Below are 22,542 nucleotides of genomic sequence, written 5' to 3'. Positions count from 1 at the left end.
TTAATTTTCTCACCTTGATGGACTCCCTTGTGACTGCTCCCTTCGTGCGAACGACTCGATTGACGGTCGCCTATCGGCGTTATCTCACGTCAGCCAACTCGCCTCAATTCGTCGCTGAAGTCGATGAGTACTATTCGGCGTCAACGTTGGCAAGTTTGCTGCGGCGTAGCGATGTCGAAATGCGACGCGCTTCCGCGTTGGCCTTAGGGATGCTCGGCGATCACCGTTCGATTGAATCGCTTGGCCAAGCGCTTTCGGATCCCGATCGTGGCGTGCGTCTGGCTGCCGATGATTCGTTTCGAGCGTTGTTGGTTCGCGATGCCGCGCCGCGTCATCATCAACAACTGCTGCAAGTGATGCACCTCAACGACGGCGCCGAGTACGCCGCCGCATTAGCACCGACGATGATTTTGGTGGATCAATCGCCTCGTTACAGCGAAGCGTTTCATCAATTGGCGATTTGCTGGCAAGGCTTGGATGACATTCCGCAAGCCGAAGCGGCGTTCCGCGGATGCCTGTGGCATTGCCGTTATCACTACCTTGCATGGCAGGGATTGGCACGCTGTCGGATGTTAGAACATGATTATGAGGCTGCGATTTCGGCCCTTCGCCGCTGTGTCGGAATCTGTCCCGATGTTGAAAACGCACGCATTCAAATCCGTGTGCTTGAGCGGCGTTTGCGACAAACCGACGCTTGAGCTGCAGTGAAAGACGAAGCGGACTCCCTCAAGCGGAGCGGCGCGAGTCGACCAGTGTCGAGTAAGCCAGTGTCGGGTAAGCCAGTGTCGGGTAAGCCAGTGTCGGGTAAGCCAGTGTCGTTCGAACCTTTTTTCTTGCTGTGACCCGACGGTTCACGCCGCACCGCTACGAAAATAGATTGCATTGAGCGGTCGCTGAGTCCCTGCAATCAGTGTCCCTGTAATCAGTGTCCCTGCAACCGAAATCTAAAACGGCTGCCCGCTCAACGGTTTGCAGGCTAAAATCCCTGTATTGCAACATTTCACATGCATCCTGGATCAGAGGAAGCTGAATGAGTTATGACGAACCGCTTGTAGGATCCCTTGCGGTGGTGTTCGCTGTGGCATCAAGCGTGGTCGCCGTGGGGCCCTGGGCGGGGCCGTATCGTTTACGAAGTATCGCGGCGGTCGAGCATCGCTTTGGCAAACTCGCCGCACGCTGTCTTTGGTTGGCCGTGGCGATTGCCGCCTTTGCTGCTGGGATCGCTATCCTCAGCGGGGTGCGTCCCTCTTATGTCGAGCCCGTCGAGCATCACTCCGTTGAGTGATCAAAGCCGTTGAGCGTTTAAAAAGGTTGAACGATCAAAAAGGTTGAGCGATCAAAAAGGTTGAGCGATCAAACGGCAAACGCCGCGAAACAGAATCTCTGTTTCGCAGCGTTCGGGGGTATTCAGTATCCGGCCTCTATTGGGGCTGCCGTTTTTCGGTGTCGCGTTTAGGTGCCTGGGTTGGCATCCTTGACCGCTTGGTCCATCACCTTGATCGCCGCGTCAGCGTAGCGGTGATGCTCGTTCCAGAAGTGGTTCATCGCGGCTTCATCGGCGAAGAAGAACATGCGATTGTGCGTGGGGTCTTTTAATCCCCATTCGCGTTTCCCAGGAACGATGCGTCGCTCTTCAAAGAAGCGAACCACGTCGATCTCGTTTAGCACAGGAGTGTAGGTGACCGGATCGGCAAGGAAGGTTTCCATCGCTTCGGCACTCGCAAACAGATAGAGCTTGCCCAAGTGAATCGCACCAAAGTCGGATCGGCCTTCGATCCAACGATCTTCTTTGATCACGGTTACGGCACAGAAGCCTTCCATCGCCAGTTCAGGCTGTCCCGATTTGTCCGTTGCGGTCGGTTTCGACTCTGGTGCTGTCGTGGTTTCGGTTGCCGCCGCGATTTCGGGGGCGGTATCGATTGCCGGCACGGCTTCCGTCTCCGCCGCGGGCGAAGCGGGTTCGGGGTTGAGCTGTGCAGGCATTCCTAGGGTCATGCCGTCAGTCCGTGCCCCGGCCAAGATGCCTTGCGCTCCACCCGGGAATTGGGCTGGTGAATTGGGGGCCGCAGCGGGAATGGCGGCGGTTTGTGGCGGTGTCGCCGCTGCCGCTGGTGCTGCCGCTGGTGCTGTTGCAGCAGGCGCTGTCGCCGCGGGAGCTTGTTGAGCGACAGCTTCCACCGCGGGTGCGGCAGCCGCAGGAGCTTGCGGAGCCGGAGCGGTTGGGGAGCCAGCCTTGGGGACCGCTGTTTGCAGCATCGCAATGTAGCGATCGGCCGCTTGCGGGCTCACGGAATGTGACAATGTTTTGCCAGCGGTCGTGACAATCACGTCGGTAGGAAATTTGGTGACGTGGAACATCTCCACCAACTGAGGGTTCTTACCCGCGTGGATTTTCACCGGAACATAATTTTGAGTCAAAGCGGTGTTGACCGCCGGTACTTGGAACGCTCCCTCTTCAAGTCGATCACAGAAAACACAATTGTCGCTGTAGAAGTGCAGCAGCAACAGTTTGTTTTCAGCTTGGGCTTGCGCGTGAGCCGAGCGAAGGTTTTCGTTCCAGGCGATTTCTGCGGTCGCTATTGAGGAAGCGGTCGCGGTAATCGCGGCGGAAAATAACAGTGTGAGGGCTACCGTACGCATCAAACCTGTCCTGACGTCGTGAAAGCGTGGGTGCGAATGGAGAGCAAGAACGCTCAATTGAGGTTAATATCGGCAGGAACCCTCCTACCGCTTGAACCGAAAGTACAAGTTGGGTGGACTTTAACGCCACTGCAATTCAGTCTCCCTCCGGCGGATTTCAAACAACAACGATCCGGGGCGTGTTTCACGCGGCGTCCGCACCCGCGGTGTGCAACACGAATGCCCCGCCCGCGACCCGGGAGATTCTTTTAGGGATGATTCAAGCTCATCCGTCGCCGACCCCCTTTCCCCGGCAGCGAATCGGCCATCGCTGCCGCACGCTACGCTTGAGTCAAAACGCGTTTTTAGGCCGCGATTAGTGAAGGGAATGAACGTTCGTCGTCCTCCAACGGTTCTTCGGGGGTGGGGGCAACGACTCCCCTTGGGATCGGCCGTTTTTGCTTGCTTGTTATTTGCCGTGTCGTAGGCTTTGCTGGCGACTTATCTCGTTCCGGGGTGAGGATGCAGAAATATTCCGAGATGCGGGCAATTTCCTAACTCGCATCCAACACGGGGAGCCATCACGAGTGATTAAAATGAAAACTCAAATCTTATACGCATTTGCGGCAATCGCGACTTCCATCGGTGTCCACGCGGCCAACGCCCAATCAGCCCAAGCCCAATCAGCCCAAGCTCAATCAGCCCAAGCTCAATCGGGACTCCGCTTGCCGGTCGAAAATACCGTGGCGATGCAACGCGGCGGTCAGGTGCTTTTGCAACTCGACGTGCCCGCCGGCGAAAGCCGTCAACCGCTGTCCTATGCGACGGTCACGTTGGTGGACCGCAACGGCAGTGCACGTAAATTCCAAGCCGACCCGCAAGGCATCGTTCGCCTTACCGGGCTGTCCGCTCAACCTTACGCCGTGGTCGCGTCCAACGGGAACGTCTATGGTTCAACGTTGTTGTTTGTTCAACCGGAGGCCGACACCGCTGCACATGCTAGCCCCGCTCGGATGTCGCTCGCCCAAGTGAACCCCCAGAAGCTAATGCCTTGGATCGATCGCTTTACCAAGCAATTTTCCAATAAGCATGCCAGCCAACTCGGCGAGGTCTCCTCCCAGGTGGACGGCGACCTGGCGATAAAGGGAAGTCGAATTCAGCTTCAGGAAGGAGGGCTATTGAGCGGGCAACTTGTCTCGGTTTTGAAGCAAGATGGCCAGGACGTTTCGCACGCAGGAACGGAAGTGGTCTTGATGCAGAAAGGGATCGCAGTTGGCAGAGCTTATGCCGATGAGAAGGGCGAGTTCCAATTCAAAGGAGTTCGCAGCGGGCCGCACGGAATCGTTGCGGCGGGGCCCACCGGCTATGCCACGATCGCCTTCGAAGCCGTCAGCCCCGCTGGAGTTGCGGGCAAACGAGAGGCGGGCCATCACTTCGTTTCGGTGATGAACCGCGACACGTCCAATACCTTGCCCGTTGTGATGGTCCCTCCCGCGATGATTCCTGGAGTGGTCGATCCTTTCGGAGCAAGTGTGATGGCCGAACCCGTTCCTTCGGCTAACGGCAGCGAGCTGGCCGGATTTGGGCACCATGGTGGTGGCGGATTCGCTGGCGGCGGAAGTAGCGTCGGTGGTGGCGGTTCAGGATTCGGCGGCGGTGCTGGCGGTTCGGCAGGCGGCGGTGGTCTTGGCGGCATCGGTCTGCTTGGTGGAATCGGTGCGGCGATCGCAATCCCTCTCGCGACAGGTAACGACGAGAAACCAGGCTCGGTCGCATCGCCCTCAGGTTTCTAAAATTAGATTTGCTGTCAACCACACCGCTCTTGTGACTTTGACAACATGATTCGTTGACATCGAAAACCGACGTCACCCTGAAAAGGGGGCGTCGGTTTTTTCGTGCCCGGTTTGAGCCGCTTTAGGGGGCATTGCGGGGGACGTGCAATCAATGATGGACGCATCTTCCCGTAGTGTTTCCGTAGTGGATCTTGCTAAAGAGGTCCCACAGCTATCGGCATCACCACCCGCCGCGTCCGTCATGAAGTTACGTTAGCTCGTTATTCGCTGCAAATGATCACCCGAGGCGTAAGCGAGGGATCGGGTCTAGAGTGGTTTTCCCTCGTGTACGCGTCAGGTTTTGGAAATTTGGAAATTTGGAAATAACGCCACTGAAAAACGCTTTAGCGAGGGGGCTCCCACCGCACTCCGGTAGCAAACCGAACCCCTGCTTGGGTGTCATTCCGCCGGTCCTTTGCAATCTCGACAGCGGCTTTCCTCGAGAATCCGTGCTCCGTCGGCGATTCCGAGCCCCAAGCGAAATTGAGGGCGTTGCCAATTTTTATCGGAATTGTTAGCCTGCGACACTTGCTGAACCAACCAAATCAGCCGTTGCGTTGCCTGTTTTCGTACGGTTTTAAAAGCGGTTCCGCTTCCCCCATTTCAGTCACCCCCTTCGGCAGCTGCCTACGTGATTGCCCCGAATCGTGCATCTCAGCTTCCTGACGACCAGCGCATCGTCATTACCGGTATCGGCCTAACCGCTCCCAATGGGAACGATTGGACGACGTTCCGCCAATCGCTGTTGGAAAAGCGTAGCGGCGTTCAGCCCTACGAAATCCGCTATTTCGGCGAGACCCTGGCCGGGATTTGCGATTTCGATACCAAACGTTACCAGTCGAAAAAAGATGTCCGCCGCGGTACACGCGCCGGCAGCGTGGGCGTGTACGTCGCCAACGAAGCGATCGCCCATAGCGGTTTGGACTGGGAAAACGTCGACAAATCACGCGTCGGCATCTACGTCGGTGTGACCGAACACGGCAATGTCGAAACCGAAAACGAAATCTTTATCATCAAAGGTTTCGACTACGACACCAGTTGCTGGTCGCATCACCACAATCCGCGCACGGTCGCCAACAACCCCGCTGGCGAAATCTCGCTGAATCTTGGCGTGACGGGCCCCCATTACACGATCGGAGCCGCCTGTGCCGCCGGCAATGCGGGGCTGATCCAAGGCGCTCAGATGCTGCGGCTCAACGAGTGCGACATTGCGATTGCCGGTGGGACGAGCGAGAGCATTCACACGTTTGGCATCTTCGCCAGCTTTAATAGTCAAAACGCACTGGCCACGCACGAAGATCCCACCAAGGCGTCCCGCCCCTTTGACGTTGACCGCAACGGAATCGTCGTTGCCGAAGGCGGATGTTTGTACACGCTCGAGCGGCTCAGTGACGCCAAGGCTCGTGGAGCTGAGATTTACGGCGAGTTGGTTGGATACGCGATCAATACCGACGCGACCGACTTCGTTTTGCCCAACCCCGAGCGACAAGCTCAATGCGTCGAAATGGCGCTGAAGCGAGCCGGACTCGATGCCGAGCAGATCGACATCGTCAGCACGCATGCGACCGGCACGAGCAGCGGCGATGCCCAGGAATGCAAAGCGCTTCGCAGCGTTTTTGGGAACTGCAACACGGTTCGTTTTAACAATACGAAAAGCTATATTGGGCACGCGATGGGAGCCGCCGGTGCGCTCGAACTTGCCGGCAACTTATCCTCCTTCCGTGATCAAGTGGTTCACCCGACAATCAATGTCGATAAACTGGACCCGGATTGTGATCTTAAGGGACTCGTGATCAACGAGCCTCAAGAGGTCGCCCAGGTCGACTACGTGCTGAACAATTCCTTCGGCATGCTGGGGATCAACTCGGTCGTGATCATCGGTCGAGTTTAGTTCGCCCTCCCCGTTTCCAAAAATCTCTGTTTCCCGTTCCTCCAATCCAAAAAACAAATGACCCCTGCTGAAATCCGTGACGAGATCCTAGATATTCTCGAAGACATCTCGCCCGATGATGATCTCGAAAATCTTGATGATGCAAAGCCATTCCGCGAGCAGTTGGAATTGGACAGCATGGATTTCTTGGACATTGTGATGGAACTTCGCAAACGTCATCGCGTTCAAATTCCTGAGGAAGATTACGGGAACCTCGCCAGCATGAGCTCGACGGTTTCCTACCTCGAGCCCAAGATGAAAGACATCGTCAAGTCTTAGCTCGCTAAGACGCAAAGTCGCTCGCGGTCGTTTTGAATCGCATCCCCACGCCCACGTTATTCGCCAGCAGTTAAGTTCACCCTTTGTACGATACGATTATCATCGGCGCGGGAATGAGTGGGCTTGCCGCCGGCATTCGCCTGGCCCATTTCGACCAACGCGTCTGCATTCTCGAGCGGCACTACACCATCGGTGGACTCAACTCGTTCTACCGCATGGGCGGTCGTGATTACGATGTCGGGCTGCATGCGATGACGAATTTCGCACGCAAAGGCGACAAAAAAGGGCCGCTGGCAAAGTTGATTCGTCAACTGCGTTTTCGCTGGGATGATTTCAAGCTGGCCGAGCAAAACGGTTCGTCGATCCGCTTTCCCGGCATGTCGCTCGATTTCGATAACGATATCACTCAGCTCGAAAACGAGATCGCTGAAAAATTCCCAGGCCAAATCGATGGCTTTCGCTCGCTCTGTGGCTCGTTGTTGGATTACAGCGACATGGACGGCGGCGACCCGCTATTCATGCGGTCCGCACGCGAGGTGATGGCAACGCATTTGTCCGATCCGTTGTTGATCGACATGTTGCTTTGTCCCTTGATGTGGTACGGCAACGCCCGCGAAAACGACATGGACTTTGGCCAGTTCTGTATCATGTTCCGCGCCTGTTACTTGGAAGGCTTTGGGCGTCCCTTCAAAGGCGTGCGTCTGATCCTGAAGAACTTGGTCCGCAAGTTTCGCGGACTCGGGGGCGAGCTGAAACTACGCAGCGGTGTCTCGAAGATTCACGTCGATAACGGTCACGCCGTCGGTGTCGTGCTCGACGATGGCACGGTCATCGAAGGCAAGCGGATCTTGTCGTCCGCAGGCAATATCGAAACGTTGCGGATGTGCGACGACATCAGCGAAGTTGATGTCGCTCGCGCTGGCAAGTTGTCGTTCATCGAGTCGATTTCGGTGCTCGATAAACTGCCCAAAGACATCGGGTTTGATCGCACGATTGTGTTCTACAACGATAGCGAGCGGTTTCATTGGGAGCGTCCCGAAGATCGTTTGTGTGATGTGCGTACCGGTGTGATTTGTTCGCCGAACAATTACGTCTACGACGCCGAGGAAGGTGAGTTGCCCGAAGGGGTGATTCGGATCACGACGCTGGCCAACCATGATCATTGGTGTGCGCTGCCGGAGGCGAAGTACCGCGCCGAGAAAGTGATCCAGTACGATGCGGCGATTGAATCGGCGGTTCGTTTCATGCCCGATTTTCGCCGTCACGTCGTCGACACCGACGTCTTCACGCCCAAGACGATTCGCCGCTTCACATGGCACGACAACGGTGCCGTTTATGGCGCGCCGGACAAGCAGCTTGATGGCACAACTCATTTACCCAACGTCTTTTTGTGCGGCACCGATCAAGGTTTCGTCGGCATCGTCGGCGCGATCGTCAGCGGCATCAGCATGGCCAACCGCCACTGCTTGCAAGTCTAACCAGGTAGGCAGGAGTCTTTCGGTAGATTAGCCGTTTTGGCGTTAGCCACGGTTCAAGCGGTTCAACTGGTTCAACCGGGGCTAACGCCCAAGCGGCTAATGGGATTTCACCCAATCATTCCTGCCTCCCTGCTTAGCGTCTCTCAAAAAATGGGTGTGAGCGGTAGGGACGGTCCCACTGGCTAATCACAAGCGAGCCTGGTGACGCCGGATTTTCCCCAACCGCTCTTCAATCGGGGCCACCACAAAGCGACTGCGACTGACATCCCAAACCCCATCGGTGTGAGTGCCGCTCAAGCCGATCCGCTGGTCCCGGAATACTTCGCATCCTCCGATGCGTTTTCCCCTTCCCGCTGAACGGGCCAACTTGGATGACTTGCCGATTTTTGGTAGCGATCGCTGTGCTCGAACAGTTCCGTCTTCTCTTGAAAACATCGCTCACGGATCGGGTACCGCTGCAACGGAACCCTCAGCTCGCCGCGCGGCGCCACCACCTCAACCGTTTTCGGAGTGACCCTGTCGCTGTCGGTGGCGCTGGATAAGGTGGCGCTGCATAAGGTGGCGCTGGGTCGCCTACGCCTCTGGCCACCTTCGGGTCTGGGGCTGCTTGACGCTTCTGCCGCGAGCGATCTTGGGGCGACGAGAGTGCACGCATCAATGCCGCCACCTGGTGATCAACCTCGGCGTGCTCGGAAATCACACCATGCTCCTGATTCGCTCGTTCCGATACCAATCGTTCAACTGCCACGCCTTCGCCACGGGCGTCTTCCTGCACCGAGCCTCGTGTGTTTGCAGCGACCGCTTCATGGTTCGCTGAAATCGTTTGACGATTCGAGCTCATCCGGTCCAGTGGGCTAACCAGCTTCACATCCACGCGGTTGAGCGAGTGCAAGTAGATGCGAGTCGTCTTGATATCGGCGTGGCCCAACAACTCCTGGATGGTGCAGATGTCGGTCCCCTCACGCAACAGATGTGTGGCAAAGCTATGGCGAAACACATGCGAACTGACGTGCTTGTGGATCTCCGCCTGTTGAACGGCCGCACGCAAGTTTGCCGGGAACGTATCTTTGTGCAAATGATGTCGTCGCAGTACACGTGATCGTGGGTCGCGTGACAAACGGTGAGACGCAAATAAAAACTGCCACTTCAATTCGCGTGCGGCACCCGGATACTTACGCTCCAGTGCCTTCGGTAAACATACCGACGCTTGCCCCTGTTCTAAATCGTGTTCATGCAGCACCCGACGAGACTCCATCCAATTCCGAATGTCCGGCACGACGCTGGCCGGCATCGGCACGATCCGACTCTTCCCTCCCTTGGAATCGTGCACTTCGATCACCATCCGGTCAAAATCAAAATCCTTCATCCGCAGCCGCATCGCCTCACTGATCCGCATCCCACAACCATAGAGTAGCTTTGCGATCAATAAATGAACGCCACGCAAGTGCGCAAAAATCTGCTCAATCTCATCAACGCTCAACACGGTAGGAATTTGCTTCCCCTTGTTCGAGCGAATCGCATTGACTTCGCCCAGTTCGCGTTTCAATACATGCTGAAAGAGGTACAAGAGAGCGTAAAACGCTCGGTTCTGAGTCGAAGCGGCCACATTCCCATCCACTGCCAAATCCGTCAAATGAGCCTGCACGTCGGCAGCGCCAATCGTGGAAAAATTCGCTTGACACTTCAGCCCTCGATCACGCATGAATGCCCGGACGTTCGACACGTACGCTCTTTCCGTCTCGAGACCATCCTGACGCGACCGTATGGCACGCCGCATATTCTGAATCACGTCCGGCTCGCTCGGATCGATATGGCCGATGACGTCCTCGATCTCCTCGCCCGCTTCTTCACCCGATCCCCTCGATCTCGCTGCGTTGACCTTCTCTGCCCGAGCGAGTTCTTCAAGCTTCACTCGAATGAATGTCAGATCATCAAACGGTGATGACTGGACATAGCGACGATAGCAGATCAGGGATTGGATGATTTTGAGGCGTTTCCAAGCTGGCGTCTTGCGCCGCAGGTGGTCGCGGAGGAAGGCAATCACCTCGTCCGGCGTGAATTCCCAGGTCGCCTGGGGCTTGCGACCATGGAACCGGGCGAGATTCTCGAACCAAATCTTCGCCCACTTGTCACGCGTCTGGTGCCACTCGCTTCTGGACCACGTCGTTCCAGACTGACTCATCCCTGCCATGGAATCGTCCTTTGCAATCATCCGACTCGGCAACGAGAAACTCGCCGCGTCGATCGTAGGGATCAGATTCCGTCCCAGTAGCCCGTGGTCTCCCAGCGAAGACCACCGCCCTCTCCCGCAGCCATTATCAATGCAAGCAGATCGGCGTTTTCAGGAGTTCTAAGCGTCCTTCCCGCCGTTGCACATCGCCGCAGCACACTCTTGAAAATTCTTGGCACGCCAGCATTACAGGTCAATGCCTCCGCTGGAGCTTTCGTCAGAAAAAGGGGGTTGTGATTTTGCTTGACGCAAGCATTGAGAGTCCTCATACTCGGCGGACGCCCAACCGGCGATAACACTCCCTCGCACCGGTGATAACGTTCCACGTGTCACCGAGGGAGCCGAAGGTCCAACCGGCGATAACAACCCCAGGATCAGCTTATCACCCCCGCAACCGGCGATAATTACCTCGTTCTGTTGACAGTAGATGCGTAAAATAATTCTCATCTTTGGATGCATCTTCGCTGCCATCTGTTTCGATTTCGTGATGGTGGTCGTGTCACCGTTGCTGCCTACGCAAGCTCGAGGTTTCATTGGCGAATGGGGCATGACGGCTTCGTGGACTATAATTCCTGCAGCGTTTGTGCTTACTCCTCCAAAGCAGAACGCAACGCGAAACTGGCCGCTACGTCTCTTTCTCGCTACCGTGATCTCATGGTACGCGACGCTTGTTTTCCGATTGCGATTAAATTTGCCTGCTATGCGTGAACTTGCGCACGAGCGTGGTGACTACATGTATGATGGCGTTGGAATGAATGCTGCACTCCTGGTGACCGGTTGGATCCCACCGTTGATCGTCACCGTCGTGTTGATCGGAATATACTCGATGATTACGCTTCGTTCCGGCGTGACGGACGATGGTGCTGGCCATTCTGGAACGGCAGACGAAGCAACAGAACCATGACATGCACGGGAGAACGGCTTGCGCGGTTTTCGAAGTGGAAAGTCATTTGTCCGTCCCCCGTGATGTCTAGCGTTCCACCATTAAAATGACCATCCCAGACGACATCGAATCTGACATCTCCCAAGCAATCGAATTGGACGATGCGAACGCACTGCGCCAAACGATTGAGTCATCCAATCTCATCGGTCACGAAGATCTTGGCGCTTGGCTGACCTTAGCCGCAAACCTGGGAAGTCTTAATGCGATGCACGTCCTTCTCGACTCCGATGCCAATGTGCTCTGGAAGAACGAAGGCGGCGAGACCGCGTTCAGCTTCGCTTGCGTCTGCGACCAATTCGATGCCGCGCGATTACTACACAAGCACGGTGCTGATATCAACAGTGTCGATTCGAGTGGCGGAACTCCGTTGGATTGGGCTGTTTGTCATGCACGCCCAGCCTTCCGCGAATGGCTGAAGAGTGTCGGTGGTAATCGTAACAGCGACCACGAAGAATGGCCCTGGCCGCCGAGAACCCACAATTGCGACACCTGATACAATGCCCCGTTCCGCTGCAAAGAAGGTGGAACCATGGGTTGGACGCGGAGGCCTCGAAAACGTTTTTGGGCAGTGGTTGCTCATCCGCTCGGCCCCGGTCAACCCTGCCGTTATCCGAATCAAGAATGGCTTTTTCACGCGACGTCATCTCTTCTCGAAACCTCGTCGCGACGCTTGACGGTGACAATGTCGTGCGCATCTACGAGCTGGAGACTTTACAGAAGATCGCTACGTTTTCTGTGGAAACTGATTTCGGTGGGTCACGGCTTGCTTTGGCACCAGATGGCAAGATGATTGCGGCCGGAGAATACGGGACTGGTCGTTTAACGCTGCATCGTTCAGACGGGACGAAGGCCTGGGAACGCGAAGCTCTGGACGAGCTTCAGTCGGTTCGTTTTTCTCTCGATTCCCAAACCGTGTATTGTTCACACCATCGAGGCCTCGTCTCAGCGTTCGATGTGAATACCGGCCAGCTGAGTCGCTTTGGCTGGTTTCGCAAACACCTAGTCGGCCTCAAAAAACTCTACGAAAGCCCGCACGATGATTTGTCCGTCCATGATCGCATGGAACGACCCTTGCAATTTGCGACCAGTAAACTCGATCCAATTTGTGATGTTGATCGCAAATCATTCGCAGTACTTGATGTAGCATTCGCTCCCGAGTTTGTTTGTGTTTCTGAAAGTGGTGCGCCAATCTCCTGTTACCACGCGAATGGAACACCTGTTTGGGAAGCTCATCACTCTAAGGGAGTCCATGCGTTGCGGTTGGCGTACGATGAAGAACGAAAGCTCTTTCTCGCAATTACATGGCCATTCGAAACAGGCGGTGCACAGAGCTTGCTTACGATTCAGCCAACGTCTGGCGATATCGTTGATTGTTTTTCGTTCACGACAGATTATACGCACTACTTCGCCGGCAATGGCGCGTATGTGGTCAATGTGGCCGGGGACGTTTATTCGAGTGTGAACTTGGAATCGGTTGGTCGACTTGAGCCGTAATCGTTTGCGGATAACAATGCGATTCACACGGAGCCGCCGGTCGCGCGGTTTGCTAGTGGAGAGCGTGTCTCCGGCGGCCCGGTGATCGCCGCCGTTCTGCCAATCATGACCAAAGTATTCGTACTTCAGCACGAGCATGAAATTTGCGGTCGCGAGCACGCCAAATTCATCGGAGTGTACGCGACGAATGACGATGCGGAAGACGCTATCGTTAGACTGCGTATGCAACCAGGTTTCCGCGACTGGCCTGATGGGTTCTCGATTGGTGAATACGAACTTGGGGTTGATCACTGGGTTGAGGGATTCATTACGGCCGTAAATATACTGATTCCTTCTCGAACGAGTGCCGGAGAGTACTACACCGCTGGTTCGGTTTGGTACCCTGGGGATGTTTACGAGATTACCGACATTGACGCTCCTCAACGAGCCAAGTTTGACGTCGGCGATTTCGTGCGATGCATCGAAAAAGCTGTGCCTGAAATTGGCGATCGCGTGCTTGTGGCCTACGAGGCTGTCGAGGAAAAGGCAGAACCAAGGGATGCACGTGAGTCGCCGAGTTGAGTTTATTGAAGTGGTTGATCGTTCGCGGCGACCACGTGATCCCAAACGTTCCACCACGAAGCGTGATGCACGATGACGTTTCGCACTTCATTCCTTGAATGGTCCCTTGAGCAGTTTCCAGAGCTTTCGCTCGACTTCGAAGGCGAGTCCGCAAAGACTCGTTTACACTTTGCATTCGTCGCGTTTCGAAAGCACACCCAAACAGCAATTGACCACCACGATCAAGCACGGGTGCTCGAGTTTTTTGAAATGGCCGACCGAGTCCTAACTTGCGGCTATCCTGACATGCGATCACTTTTCCACGTCAAGTTCGTCGAAGACCTGCACTTCCACGATGAACGGACTCTGCGTTCGTGGGCACTTCAGTTCCTTACGCCTGCGCTCAAGCGTGATCGCGCCCGTTCGATTTCCGGTTTGCCTGGGAGCTCAACGTGATATACTCGTTAACCAACGGCCGTCGTCGTAAAGCTGCTGGGACTGCCGTCCACAAATGGGTGGAACCATGACATGCACGGGAGGACGGCTTGCGCGGTTTTTGAAGTGGAAGATCTTTCGTCCGTCCCCCGTGATGTCTACCGTTCCCCTACCGAAGTACTGAATGGCAACGCAACGCGATGAGTTTGACCCACCGCAAGAATTGCTGACGGCGGTGGTCACTCAGATCGCGATTCCGGTTTTGACTGACATTGCCAGCGAAATTGGCGTGGATTGTGTGGCATCGGTCAAGGTTTGCGTTCGCGATGATCGTACACACCAGTTCAATGTCGTTGGGACAACTGTTTCAACGAGCCCAGTTGACGAAAACACAGAGGTCCGGCTTCGGTTCCGTAAGACTTATCGTGATGACCGCATTCTGTTCGCCATGGACACTCAGCACGCTGACGCATGGCGTGACTCGGGTTTCTCAGGCGTCTGGATTCATGGCGACATCGTTATCGACAACACTGGCACGACGTGTAGGATTCGCGACAAAACAATTTGCTACAATCAGGGATGGCACAACTGGTAAAATTTCTGGTTGACCAAGATTCGGGGAACCATGAAATGCACTGGAGAACGGGTGGTCCGTTTTTTGGTTTGCTTGCAAGTCGTCCGCCCGTTCCCCGTGATTTCTAACGTTCGCCGACTGAGATGCTTGGATGTTGACCTATGGGTTACGACCTACACATCACCCGAAAAGAAAATTGGTGCGACGGGCACGGTCCCGAAATAACCGAGGCGGAGTGGCGACATTTGATCGACAATGATCCCGAACTGGAACTCGACACCGAAACTCGCTGCGTAATGACGGATGGTGAGTACGTATTTGCCGCTTGGAACGGCGAGCCTGGAGTGCTCGGATACTATTCCGGTGAGATCACTTCAAAACATCCCAACGACGCTCTGGTCGACAAGATGGTTGCAATTGCCGACCTGCTTGGTGCTAATGTCCAAGGAGACGATGGGGAACGATATCCAGATGCAATGAAATCGCAGTCGGTTTCGAAGAAGCCATTTTGGAAGAGACTATTCGGAAGCGGCGAACCAGACGATGCACGTGAGTCGCCGAGTTGAGTTTGTTGGAGTGGTTGATCGTTCGCGGCGACCACGTGATCGTTAACGTTCGCCTACACAAGGAACACTATGATGCCTCGACTCACGTTTCTCCCAGTAGCTGCGTTGCTCATTGCAATGCATACATCAGCTTTCGGTCAGCTAATAGGCGATACAGCAGTGGAAACGGAATCGCTACCGGCGGAATGGGCCCAACTTGATGAGGAAGAAATGGGCGAGATCACTCGCAACCATTTGCGGGGACTCGTGCGTGCGATGCACAAGTACCACGATGAAAAGGGTTCACTCCCGCCTGCTGTGATCCCAAACGAAGAATTGCCCCCAGAAAAACGCCTCAGCGGATTCGTCTTGTTGCTCCCGTACCTGGACGCGCGGGATTTTTCGAGCGGCGGTGAACTGGGAAATCGGTTTTTCGACGACGAGATCGCACGTGCTGCCAAGACGCTTTACGACTCAATTGATCGATCGAAGGCATGGGATGATCCGGCCAACCTGGAGGCGGCCCGGTCAGTCGTCCCGGCATTCTTGGCCCCTGGCATCAAGCCAATCCGCAGTGAGGACGGGTACGCGTTAGCGCACTTTGCTTTTGTCCGGGGCGCTCTCGGGAAGGACAATGGTGCATTTACAAATGCGGCCGGGATCACGATCAAAGACATCACTGACGGCACCGACTCAACACTGGCATTGGGCCAGGTGGACACCGCGTTAGGCCCCTGGATCGCTGCGGGACCAGCAACGTCGCGGCATGTTTATCATCCGTCAGTGGAAAACGATGCGTTATCCTTTGGCGGGCCTTATAAAGGAGGCGCTTACTTCGTCAACGTCGACAGCTTTGCCTATTTTTTGAACACGCTTAAGACGAAGCCAGAGGACTACCACGCACTCGCGACACGATCCGGAAGAGAAATCAATCTCATGTCGAAGGTCTCCCGCTCGACGACGGCGCGTGAACAGAACACCGATCGTTGATCGGTTTGCTCATGGCTCGTAGCCCACGAGGCGAACCAAGCGATGCACCCAAGTCGCGGAGTCGTCATTTTTGACAATGGAAAATCAACCGTCGCGACCGGCTGATCGCCCACGTTATCCGACCTAAATCCACATGACGAAACGGAAACGCTTGACGAAGGTCGTCGTTGTGGCAACGGTTGTCACATTGCTTGGCATTGTTGGATGGCACACCCTACGAGCGATCACCGCGTTTATGTTTCTGTCTGCGTTAGGCGAACTGTCCGACGAGGGGCCACTTTTTGGCCTCGAACACCGATCTGTAGAGACGATTGGTCAGTTTACCGACTCGGACGCGGAATCGAACTACAACTTCGTCGCGAACGGCACCGGGATCTCATTCCCCGATGGCACTGTGTTGGACCAGCACGATGATTCGTGGGGACAGGTTTCCTGCTGCTTCCAACTTCCGACCGATGCAATACTCCCGATGATCCCGTCCGATCGCTTTGGCGAGCCCTTGCTGACTTCCGAAGAAACTACGACTTTCCCAGACCTCAGTGAGGCAAACCGAAAAGTTCCTGCATTGACGAAAAGGTACGACACGACAAGCCTTATCAATTCGCATTCTGTAACATTGTACGTGCATCCAGGTTCAAATAGAGTCTGGGTCGCTCATCGCTATCCGTCTCCAATGGACTAGCTGTGCGGATAACCATCGGCTGCAACGGAGCGGCGGTGGTCACCGTGATTTCAATGGTCGAATCTTTCGCCGCCGCCCGCTGAACCGTAACGTTACGCCGACTGAATCAGAAGCGTAGCTACACGACTTTTAGAATGGCAAAGCTCAATAGCACAAACCGACTGCTCGTTGTGTGGAGCGTGATCGCTCCGATCGTCGCGTTTCTAGGCGGAGCGTACTTCTTCAGCGGACATGGAAAGCCTGATTTGACCGGAACATGGGTCAACCGCTTCGACCCGAAGAAGTGCGAAACTCGACTTCACTTCTCGCCAGATGGTTCGTTCACGAAACGAGAGATTTTACGAGGACGTTACAACGCGCCAGACCGTGAGACCGTATATACAGGCAGCTACCACTTCCAAGACGGAAAGAGATACGGAGACATTCTCTTTCTCTCGTTGCATTCGGCTGTCGCGAAAGAAAACAACGAAATTGTCGACACTCGACCTGAGGCTTCAAGTTGGTCAGCCGCTTGCAAATACGGGTGGACATCACAGGGTCATTTGCTGCTCACGCCGGCGTACGGCAGGAATACTGGCATGATGAAACGATTTGACTTCCTTCCGCCCACCCTTGAATTCTACACTTCGGAAGATCGGTGAATTCACAGCGACGGCGAACCATGCGATGATGCGGAGCGGCGGTGGTTGTCGCCCTCGCAACAGCTGAGTCTCTCGCCGCCGCCCGCATATCGCTGACGTTCGCCAATACCCATCACGTTATCGCCGTTTCCGACTTCATTTTGCCTCAAGACTCAGGGAGACCACAGATGTTACAACGCTTCGTCCTCATCGCTTTTCTTGCCGTGGGAGGATCGCGAACATTCGCGCAAGATGAATTTCAGACCGTCGATTCGCCGTTCGCGCAAGAAGGTCCCAAAGCCGTTTACATTAACGATCAAGGGTCGTACTTTTTGGGAAATAGGAAAGGGGCAGCGATTTATAGCTACGCCAACAAAACGTATTGGTCCGAACTTAAGTTCGTGCGGTCTGCTGGCCTTCGTGCGACCGACAACAGCGGATTCACAGAGCAAGGCTTCATATACAAGGACAAGGAGGACCCAACGTCTTTCTTCTTTGGAGCATCCTCGTTCAATACAGTGGATGGGCGAACTCGCTGGCGTTTGTATATATCAGGGGACGGCCAGACGTTTACAGGGGTGAAGACGTATTCCGGGACAGTTCGCTCTGAGCCAACGCAGGAGTCTGTTACGGATTTCTTGGCTTCTCTTCAGGGCGCGAGTGACCGCGACAGCTCAAGTGGTGCAAGGTTCCCGCTTACCACCGATACCGTCACCGATCATGACGGACAAACGACGGCATATGTGCACGCAAAGGCAAGTCGCAGATCACAGGATGGGTTGGTTGAGCTTTTTGTACGTGTCAAAAAGGCAGGCCTCAATGGAAGTGGTTACGCGTACGGCCAAGTAGTATTGTTGGACGATACACAAAACACTCTTTTCAAATCGGACATTCTCAATGTGCATCGGGGTGCCAATGCAGATCCACTTAACAATCCGGGCGTCGCACGAGGTAAGACTGACGGGAGCTTCACAGTACCATTGGACGTCATCAATCGAACTCGCCACCTCGCGATTGTTGCAAAGGCAAGCAATAATTCCGGCTTGCCGCGAGACATCGATGAATTCACAGCCTCGTTGAATAAGATTCGTGATGCACTAGAAGCTGGTCGTGGGGTCGCAGAAGAAGCGATAAAGATTTACCTGATCGCGAGCGGGGGGTAGCTCGGCGAACAATCGCGTGCACGTGCGGACTGGCAAGGTCTGCTTGACTAGCGGGTGTGAATCCCGCCTGGGTAAACGCTAGCCACGTGCCCGGTATCGAGTGTTGCAGCGGCTGTATAAGACCTTGGGTCGAAGTCAGTCGTTGAAGCGTACACAGAAAGGTAGTGAGGATGAAGCGATCGTAGGTGGCCCTGCGACGTTGAATGGAATTAGCCCCGAAATTTTGTACCTGTTGGATCCTGCCCAAGGTTTGTTCACACCTGAAGGCAACATCGTTTGCAGCGCTTATGGCAAGTTGCAAAGGAAGACCCGGGGTCGGCGGCCCATTCGCACTACACACCATGTTAAGCAGGCAACCAGTGAGACCCTGATGTTCTTGCTCGCTCGGCGACATCCAGTCGCAAGCGACCGAGTATGTCTTAGGAGTGGAATAAGCGACGAAGACAAATGACATTCAGGGAGTCGGATGACCGAATAGTACCGCAGAAGCTTGGTGCCCAATCAAGTGGAATGAAGCTGGGTAATGCTGGTGAAGGGAAGGCGGTCAGGCCAACACGCGTTGAAGACTCCGAATCGCCCACACTCAGTGGTGGGAGTTCGGTTCTGGATCGTCTTAGACGCATCGCCGAAAGAGCGACATCGCATCCCGATGAGGTTTTCAATAACCTCTTCTCGCTGCTCAATTACGAGCTGCTGTGGTATGCGTTTCGCCGACTGAAACGAGGGAAAGTGCCGGGGGTGGATGGCCGCACTGTGGAGGATTACGAGGAGGATCTAAAGAGCAATCTGCTGAACCTTCTGGAACGTCTCCATGACGGAAGCTATCGACCCAATCCCAGTCTGCGAGTGAACATCCCCAAAGGGAATGGGAAGAGTCGCCCGCTGGGGATCGCCTGTGTGGAAGACAAGCTCGTTCAGCGAGCGGTCGTCATGGTTCTGGAACGGATTTACGAAGTCGACTTTTATGACACTTCGTATGGCTTCCGTCCCAAGCGATCATGTCACCAGGCACTTGCGGTACTCGGTCGAACGATCGCCACAGAGAAAGTGAACTGGGTCAGCGACGCCGACATTGAAGGCTTCTTCGATAACGTGTCGCACGACCAGCTACTAGAGTTGCTGCAGATTCGCATCAGCGATCCGAAGCTGCTCGAACTAGTTCGCCGCTTCCTGAAGGCAGGAGTTCTGATCGAAGGCAAACAGGAAGCAACCGATGAGGGCGTCCCGCAAGGGGCTAGCCTCTCTCCGCTGCTAGCAAACGTCTACTTGCATTACGTTCTGGATCAGTGGTTCGAACGTGATGTGAAACCGCGTATGCGTGGCTATGCGTCCCTAATCAGGTATGCAGATGATTTCATCTGCTGCTTTGAATTTGAATTGGATGCACGGAGATACCAAGCGGTGTTGCCAAAACGTCTTGCTCGGTTCTCGTTATCGGTCGCTGAGGATAAGACAAAGCTGCTTCGCTTCGGCCGTCTCGCCCGCCGGGACTCCACCCGGTATGACGAAGGGGGCCCAGGAGCTTTCGACTTCCTCGGATTCACTCACTACTGTGGGCGCAGTCGCGCCGGGAAATTCAAGCTGAAACGGAAGACCTCTGGGAAGAAGTATCGTCAGAAAGTGGTTGAATTGCGTAAATGGTTTCGTAGTCAGCTAGATACACCGATCGGTGAGATGTGGCAGACGTTGAACGCGAAGCTCCGCGGTCACTATCAGTATTATGGAGTCAATGACAATTGGCCGATGCTGATGGCATACCGCAACCGAGCCCGCGTGATGGTCAAACGCCACTTGAGCCGCCGGAGTCAGAGCAGCTATGTGAACTGGACGCATCTTGATCGCCTATGCGACCGTCATCCATTAGCGAATCCACGCCGCTTGACCGACCTGATTGCCCTGTCGCGTACAAAGTGGAGTGCCGTGTGAGAGGTGTTGGCTGGGAGCCGGATGCTAGAAAGTGGCACGTCCGGATCTGAGAGGGGCCGAGGGTCAATGCGGCACGGTTAGAATCTTGTGACACCATAACGGGAAACCAGTGGCAAACAGGGAACACAAACACTAACCTAAACCAAAGAGACCTCGGTCTACGCGCCCGGAGCGGCGTCAATGCGTTTTCTCACATTTAGTTTTGCTCTCGCCGCCCGGTGACGGCGGTCGTTCGTTGGATGAAGCGAAAACCTCGATACTTGCGCCTTGCACTCGACCAAATCACGCCTCTTCCATAGGACACTTTATTCGGGGGCAATGATTTGACGAATTCCGAACACGACCGGGGCCTGCTTGACCATCATGGAAACCCCATGACGAAGCCGGAGCGGTCATGGTTTCGACGGATAGAATGGACCAAAGTTGCGACTTGGTTCACTTTCTTTTACGTGTTCGTCGTCAAGGGAGATGAACTCGTCTCACTAGCTGACCGTTGGTTTTTCGCCTCAAAAGGCCTTGGCATTTCAGAGTTCACCCATGAGTCATTCGTCAATCCGCCTTCCCCTTTCTACCCTCCTGATCGTGATGCGGCACACTATGATCCGGCCAAGAATACAGATCGCGTGGAAATCGGGGTCAAGTTATTAAACAACACAAACCATACAATTCTTGTGGAACGAGCCGAGTTCGAATTCGTAGCGGAAGGAAACGTGCCGGAGGGCAGCATTCAAACGGCAAAGCTCGAAACCAGCGGGGAGTACGTCATTTCCGTTCCGGACTTGCAACCTAGCGAAAAGGCAACGCGATACGTCAAAACCCCACATGTGCTGAAACCAAATGACGCCGACTATTTTGTTGTTTCGCTGGTTTGGCCTCGCCACGTAGACATATCAGGAACTTACACTATCGCAACGCAACTCGTTACTTCCGATGGGAGACATGCTCTTGAACCATTCACGGTTCCTGTGCTGTCAGATCGTGTACTGACTCACGAACAATCCACCACGTTCGAACAAGGTGGGGCCGTCGTGATACCGTCTCCCTAGCGACAAGAACCAACGAGCCAAGGGTTGCAACGGAGGCCGCGAGCTGACGTTTTCGAAGTGGGGAATCGCTCGCGCGGCCCCGCTAACCCAAACGTTCTGGCAACGAAGAAATCGTACTCGTACTCAGGCGCAGCCGGTACTCGTGCTCCTACTCGAATCCGCGGCAACGAGCGGACGGCGTGTGCCGCCGAGTCGACAGTCGACGCAAACGGTCTTCTCGTTTCATCGTCCGAACCGAGTACGAGTACCGCTTCGCTGAGTACGAGCATGACGGTGCGCTCGATGAAGGATGCGCGGTCAATCTGGTGCGCTCGAAGTTGCGCAGTCCATGATGCGGTGGTATGCTGATGGGGGACGAGACCGGTTCGGATTTGCCGAATCGGTCCCTGCCGCGAAAGCCAGAACCACGACATGCACGCGAGGACGGCTTGCGGCAATTGCTCCCATGGTCAACCAACCCTCCGTCCCCCGTGATGTCAACCGTTCTGTCGCGAATACAACAATTGGACTGACACCGTCGAATGGACGACAATCCCTATACGCCCGGTTCTATTTCCAGCAAGCCAAAGACTCGCGCATCGCGCCGCTGGCTTTGGGCGGGATTCACCTCACTTGCGTTGGCGACACTTTGCATTATCGCGACTGTCATTGGAATGATCTGGTCCTTCGACGCGGTCGCGAATTCATCAACCGCTCCAAAACCATCTGATTTGGCCACCGGCATTAGCAACGCCATGATCCCATCCATAGGGGCCATGCCGCTTGCGCTTCTTGGTGTCGCACTGCTCGTTGTCGGATTCATTCGTCGCGAACCAATCGACTCTAAGTGAAGATGACGTTTCGAAGTCTAATATGCTACAATCAAAACGTCCAATTCATGTATTCCGGGCAACGCTCTACTGCACCAAGTGCACTTTGGCGTCAGTTATGTCCATCCCGGAAAAGCGACAGAACCAGGTGTTGCACGCGAGCGGGCGGCAACGTCGGTTGTAAAATCAATGTCCCACGCACCCGCCGCGTGAACTTTGTCGTTCCCCGACTGGCGATGATGATCTGATGTCAATCGTGTCGGCGATTCAACCGGCCAGCATGCGTGATGGAACCGCCGCTAGTTTTCCAGCGTTTCTTGTTGAGGCAAGCGTCAACTCGCTGTCGCAAATGCATACGTGGTTGAACAAATGGCAAAATGATTAGGTGGCAAAATGATTGACGCGAG

23 protein-coding genes are annotated in these 22,542 nt (G+C 55.0%); 20 read left to right on the top strand and 3 right to left on the bottom strand.

Annotated elements, in window-relative coordinates; all coding sequences use genetic code 11:
• Window positions 1-17: 17 nt before the first annotated feature.
• Window positions 18-698, top strand: coding sequence for a HEAT repeat domain-containing protein (locus Pla52o_RS21570; RefSeq protein WP_146596824.1), 681 nt, complete (start codon window positions 18-20; stop codon window positions 696-698).
• A gap of 332 nt (window positions 699-1,030) precedes the next feature.
• The gene (locus Pla52o_RS21565; RefSeq protein WP_146596707.1) at window positions 1,031-1,285 is read left to right on the top strand and encodes a hypothetical protein; all 255 of its coding nucleotides are present in this window, start codon (window positions 1,031-1,033) and stop codon (window positions 1,283-1,285) included.
• Window positions 1,286-1,452: 167 nt separating this feature from the next.
• Here the strand turns inward: Pla52o_RS21565 and Pla52o_RS21560 are convergent, their stop codons facing one another.
• Window positions 1,453-2,640, bottom strand: a complete 1,188-nt coding sequence (locus tag Pla52o_RS21560; protein WP_146596706.1) for a DUF255 domain-containing protein — start codon at window positions 2,638-2,640, stop codon at window positions 1,453-1,455.
• A 575-nt stretch (window positions 2,641-3,215) separates the two neighbouring features.
• Between Pla52o_RS21560 and Pla52o_RS21555 the strand changes: the two genes are divergently transcribed.
• The 4 genes from Pla52o_RS21555 (at window position 3,216) to Pla52o_RS21540 (ending at window position 8,138) form a co-directional block, all read left to right on the top strand.
• On the top strand, window positions 3,216-4,412 hold the full coding sequence (locus Pla52o_RS21555) for a carboxypeptidase regulatory-like domain-containing protein (RefSeq protein ID WP_146596705.1): 1,197 nt from the start codon (window positions 3,216-3,218) through the stop codon (window positions 4,410-4,412).
• Window positions 4,413-5,082: 670 nt separating this feature from the next.
• Window positions 5,083-6,342, top strand: coding sequence for a beta-ketoacyl-[acyl-carrier-protein] synthase family protein (locus tag Pla52o_RS21550; protein ID WP_146596704.1), 1,260 nt, complete (start codon window positions 5,083-5,085; stop codon window positions 6,340-6,342).
• A gap of 57 nt (window positions 6,343-6,399) precedes the next feature.
• Window positions 6,400-6,660, top strand: a complete 261-nt coding sequence (locus tag Pla52o_RS21545; protein ID WP_008695476.1) for an acyl carrier protein — start codon at window positions 6,400-6,402, stop codon at window positions 6,658-6,660.
• An 83-nt stretch (window positions 6,661-6,743) separates the two neighbouring features.
• The gene (locus tag Pla52o_RS21540) at window positions 6,744-8,138 is read left to right on the top strand and encodes a phytoene desaturase family protein (RefSeq protein WP_146596703.1); all 1,395 of its coding nucleotides are present in this window, start codon (window positions 6,744-6,746) and stop codon (window positions 8,136-8,138) included.
• 469 nt (window positions 8,139-8,607) lie between these two features.
• Here the strand turns inward: Pla52o_RS21540 and Pla52o_RS21535 are convergent, their stop codons facing one another.
• Window positions 8,608-10,329 (bottom strand): integron integrase, encoded by a 1,722-nt coding sequence (locus Pla52o_RS21535; protein WP_231612541.1) that lies wholly within the window; start codon window positions 10,327-10,329, stop codon window positions 8,608-8,610.
• Window positions 10,330-10,554: 225 nt separating this feature from the next.
• Complete coding sequence (locus Pla52o_RS21530) at window positions 10,555-10,815, bottom strand: hypothetical protein (protein ID WP_146596702.1); 261 nt, start codon at window positions 10,813-10,815, stop codon at window positions 10,555-10,557.
• Window positions 10,816-11,068: 253 nt separating this feature from the next.
• On the opposite strand from Pla52o_RS21530, the gene Pla52o_RS21525 reads away from it, so the two are divergent.
• The 14 genes from Pla52o_RS21525 to Pla52o_RS27100 all read left to right on the top strand — a co-directional run bounded on the left by Pla52o_RS21525 (window position 11,069) and on the right by Pla52o_RS27100 (window position 22,520).
• Window positions 11,069-11,272, top strand: coding sequence for a hypothetical protein (locus Pla52o_RS21525; protein ID WP_146596701.1), 204 nt, complete (start codon window positions 11,069-11,071; stop codon window positions 11,270-11,272).
• 85 nt (window positions 11,273-11,357) lie between these two features.
• Window positions 11,358-11,804, top strand: a complete 447-nt coding sequence (locus Pla52o_RS21520; RefSeq protein WP_146596700.1) for an ankyrin repeat domain-containing protein — start codon at window positions 11,358-11,360, stop codon at window positions 11,802-11,804.
• A 128-nt stretch (window positions 11,805-11,932) separates the two neighbouring features.
• A complete protein-coding gene (locus Pla52o_RS21515) occupies window positions 11,933-12,805 on the top strand; it encodes a WD40 repeat domain-containing protein (protein WP_146596699.1) in 873 nt (290 codons plus the stop codon).
• 105 nt (window positions 12,806-12,910) lie between these two features.
• Window positions 12,911-13,366 carry a DUF7336 domain-containing protein gene (locus Pla52o_RS27105; protein WP_197169188.1) on the top strand — a complete coding sequence of 152 codons (456 nt, stop codon included), beginning with the start codon at window positions 12,911-12,913 and terminating at the stop codon, window positions 13,364-13,366.
• 72 nt (window positions 13,367-13,438) lie between these two features.
• Window positions 13,439-13,801, top strand: a complete 363-nt coding sequence (locus tag Pla52o_RS28020) for a DUF7674 family protein (RefSeq protein ID WP_449289963.1) — start codon at window positions 13,439-13,441, stop codon at window positions 13,799-13,801.
• Between the two features lie 163 nt (window positions 13,802-13,964).
• Window positions 13,965-14,375, top strand: a complete 411-nt coding sequence (locus tag Pla52o_RS21505) for a hypothetical protein (RefSeq protein WP_146596698.1) — start codon at window positions 13,965-13,967, stop codon at window positions 14,373-14,375.
• 140 nt (window positions 14,376-14,515) lie between these two features.
• The gene (locus tag Pla52o_RS21500) at window positions 14,516-14,920 is read left to right on the top strand and encodes a hypothetical protein (protein ID WP_146596697.1); all 405 of its coding nucleotides are present in this window, start codon (window positions 14,516-14,518) and stop codon (window positions 14,918-14,920) included.
• A 117-nt stretch (window positions 14,921-15,037) separates the two neighbouring features.
• The gene (locus tag Pla52o_RS21495) at window positions 15,038-15,889 is read left to right on the top strand and encodes a DUF1559 family PulG-like putative transporter (protein ID WP_197169417.1); all 852 of its coding nucleotides are present in this window, start codon (window positions 15,038-15,040) and stop codon (window positions 15,887-15,889) included.
• Window positions 15,890-16,705: 816 nt separating this feature from the next.
• On the top strand, window positions 16,706-17,212 hold the full coding sequence (locus Pla52o_RS21485) for a hypothetical protein (protein ID WP_146596694.1): 507 nt from the start codon (window positions 16,706-16,708) through the stop codon (window positions 17,210-17,212).
• Between the two features lie 41 nt (window positions 17,213-17,253).
• Window positions 17,254-18,354, top strand: a complete 1,101-nt coding sequence (locus Pla52o_RS21480; protein WP_146596693.1) for a hypothetical protein — start codon at window positions 17,254-17,256, stop codon at window positions 18,352-18,354.
• Between the two features lie 510 nt (window positions 18,355-18,864).
• Window positions 18,865-20,280 (top strand): group II intron reverse transcriptase/maturase, encoded by a 1,416-nt coding sequence (gene ltrA, locus Pla52o_RS21475; RefSeq protein ID WP_146596692.1) that lies wholly within the window; start codon window positions 18,865-18,867, stop codon window positions 20,278-20,280.
• Between the two features lie 374 nt (window positions 20,281-20,654).
• Window positions 20,655-21,326: a hypothetical protein gene (locus tag Pla52o_RS21470; RefSeq protein WP_146596691.1), complete on the top strand. Its 672-nt coding sequence runs from the start codon at window positions 20,655-20,657 to the stop codon at window positions 21,324-21,326.
• Window positions 21,327-21,847: 521 nt separating this feature from the next.
• Entirely contained in the window at window positions 21,848-22,156 is a 309-nt protein-coding gene (locus Pla52o_RS27790) for a MotA/TolQ/ExbB proton channel family protein (protein WP_146596690.1), read from the top strand.
• 226 nt (window positions 22,157-22,382) lie between these two features.
• The gene (locus tag Pla52o_RS27100; RefSeq protein WP_197169416.1) at window positions 22,383-22,520 is read left to right on the top strand and encodes a hypothetical protein; all 138 of its coding nucleotides are present in this window, start codon (window positions 22,383-22,385) and stop codon (window positions 22,518-22,520) included.
• The last annotated feature ends 22 nt before the right edge of the window (window positions 22,521-22,542 follow it).

Source organism: Novipirellula galeiformis (genome assembly GCF_007860095.1).
GTDB classification, from domain to species: domain Bacteria; phylum Planctomycetota; class Planctomycetia; order Pirellulales; family Pirellulaceae; genus Novipirellula; species Novipirellula galeiformis.
This window is presented reverse-complemented; position numbering and strand designations above follow the sequence as displayed.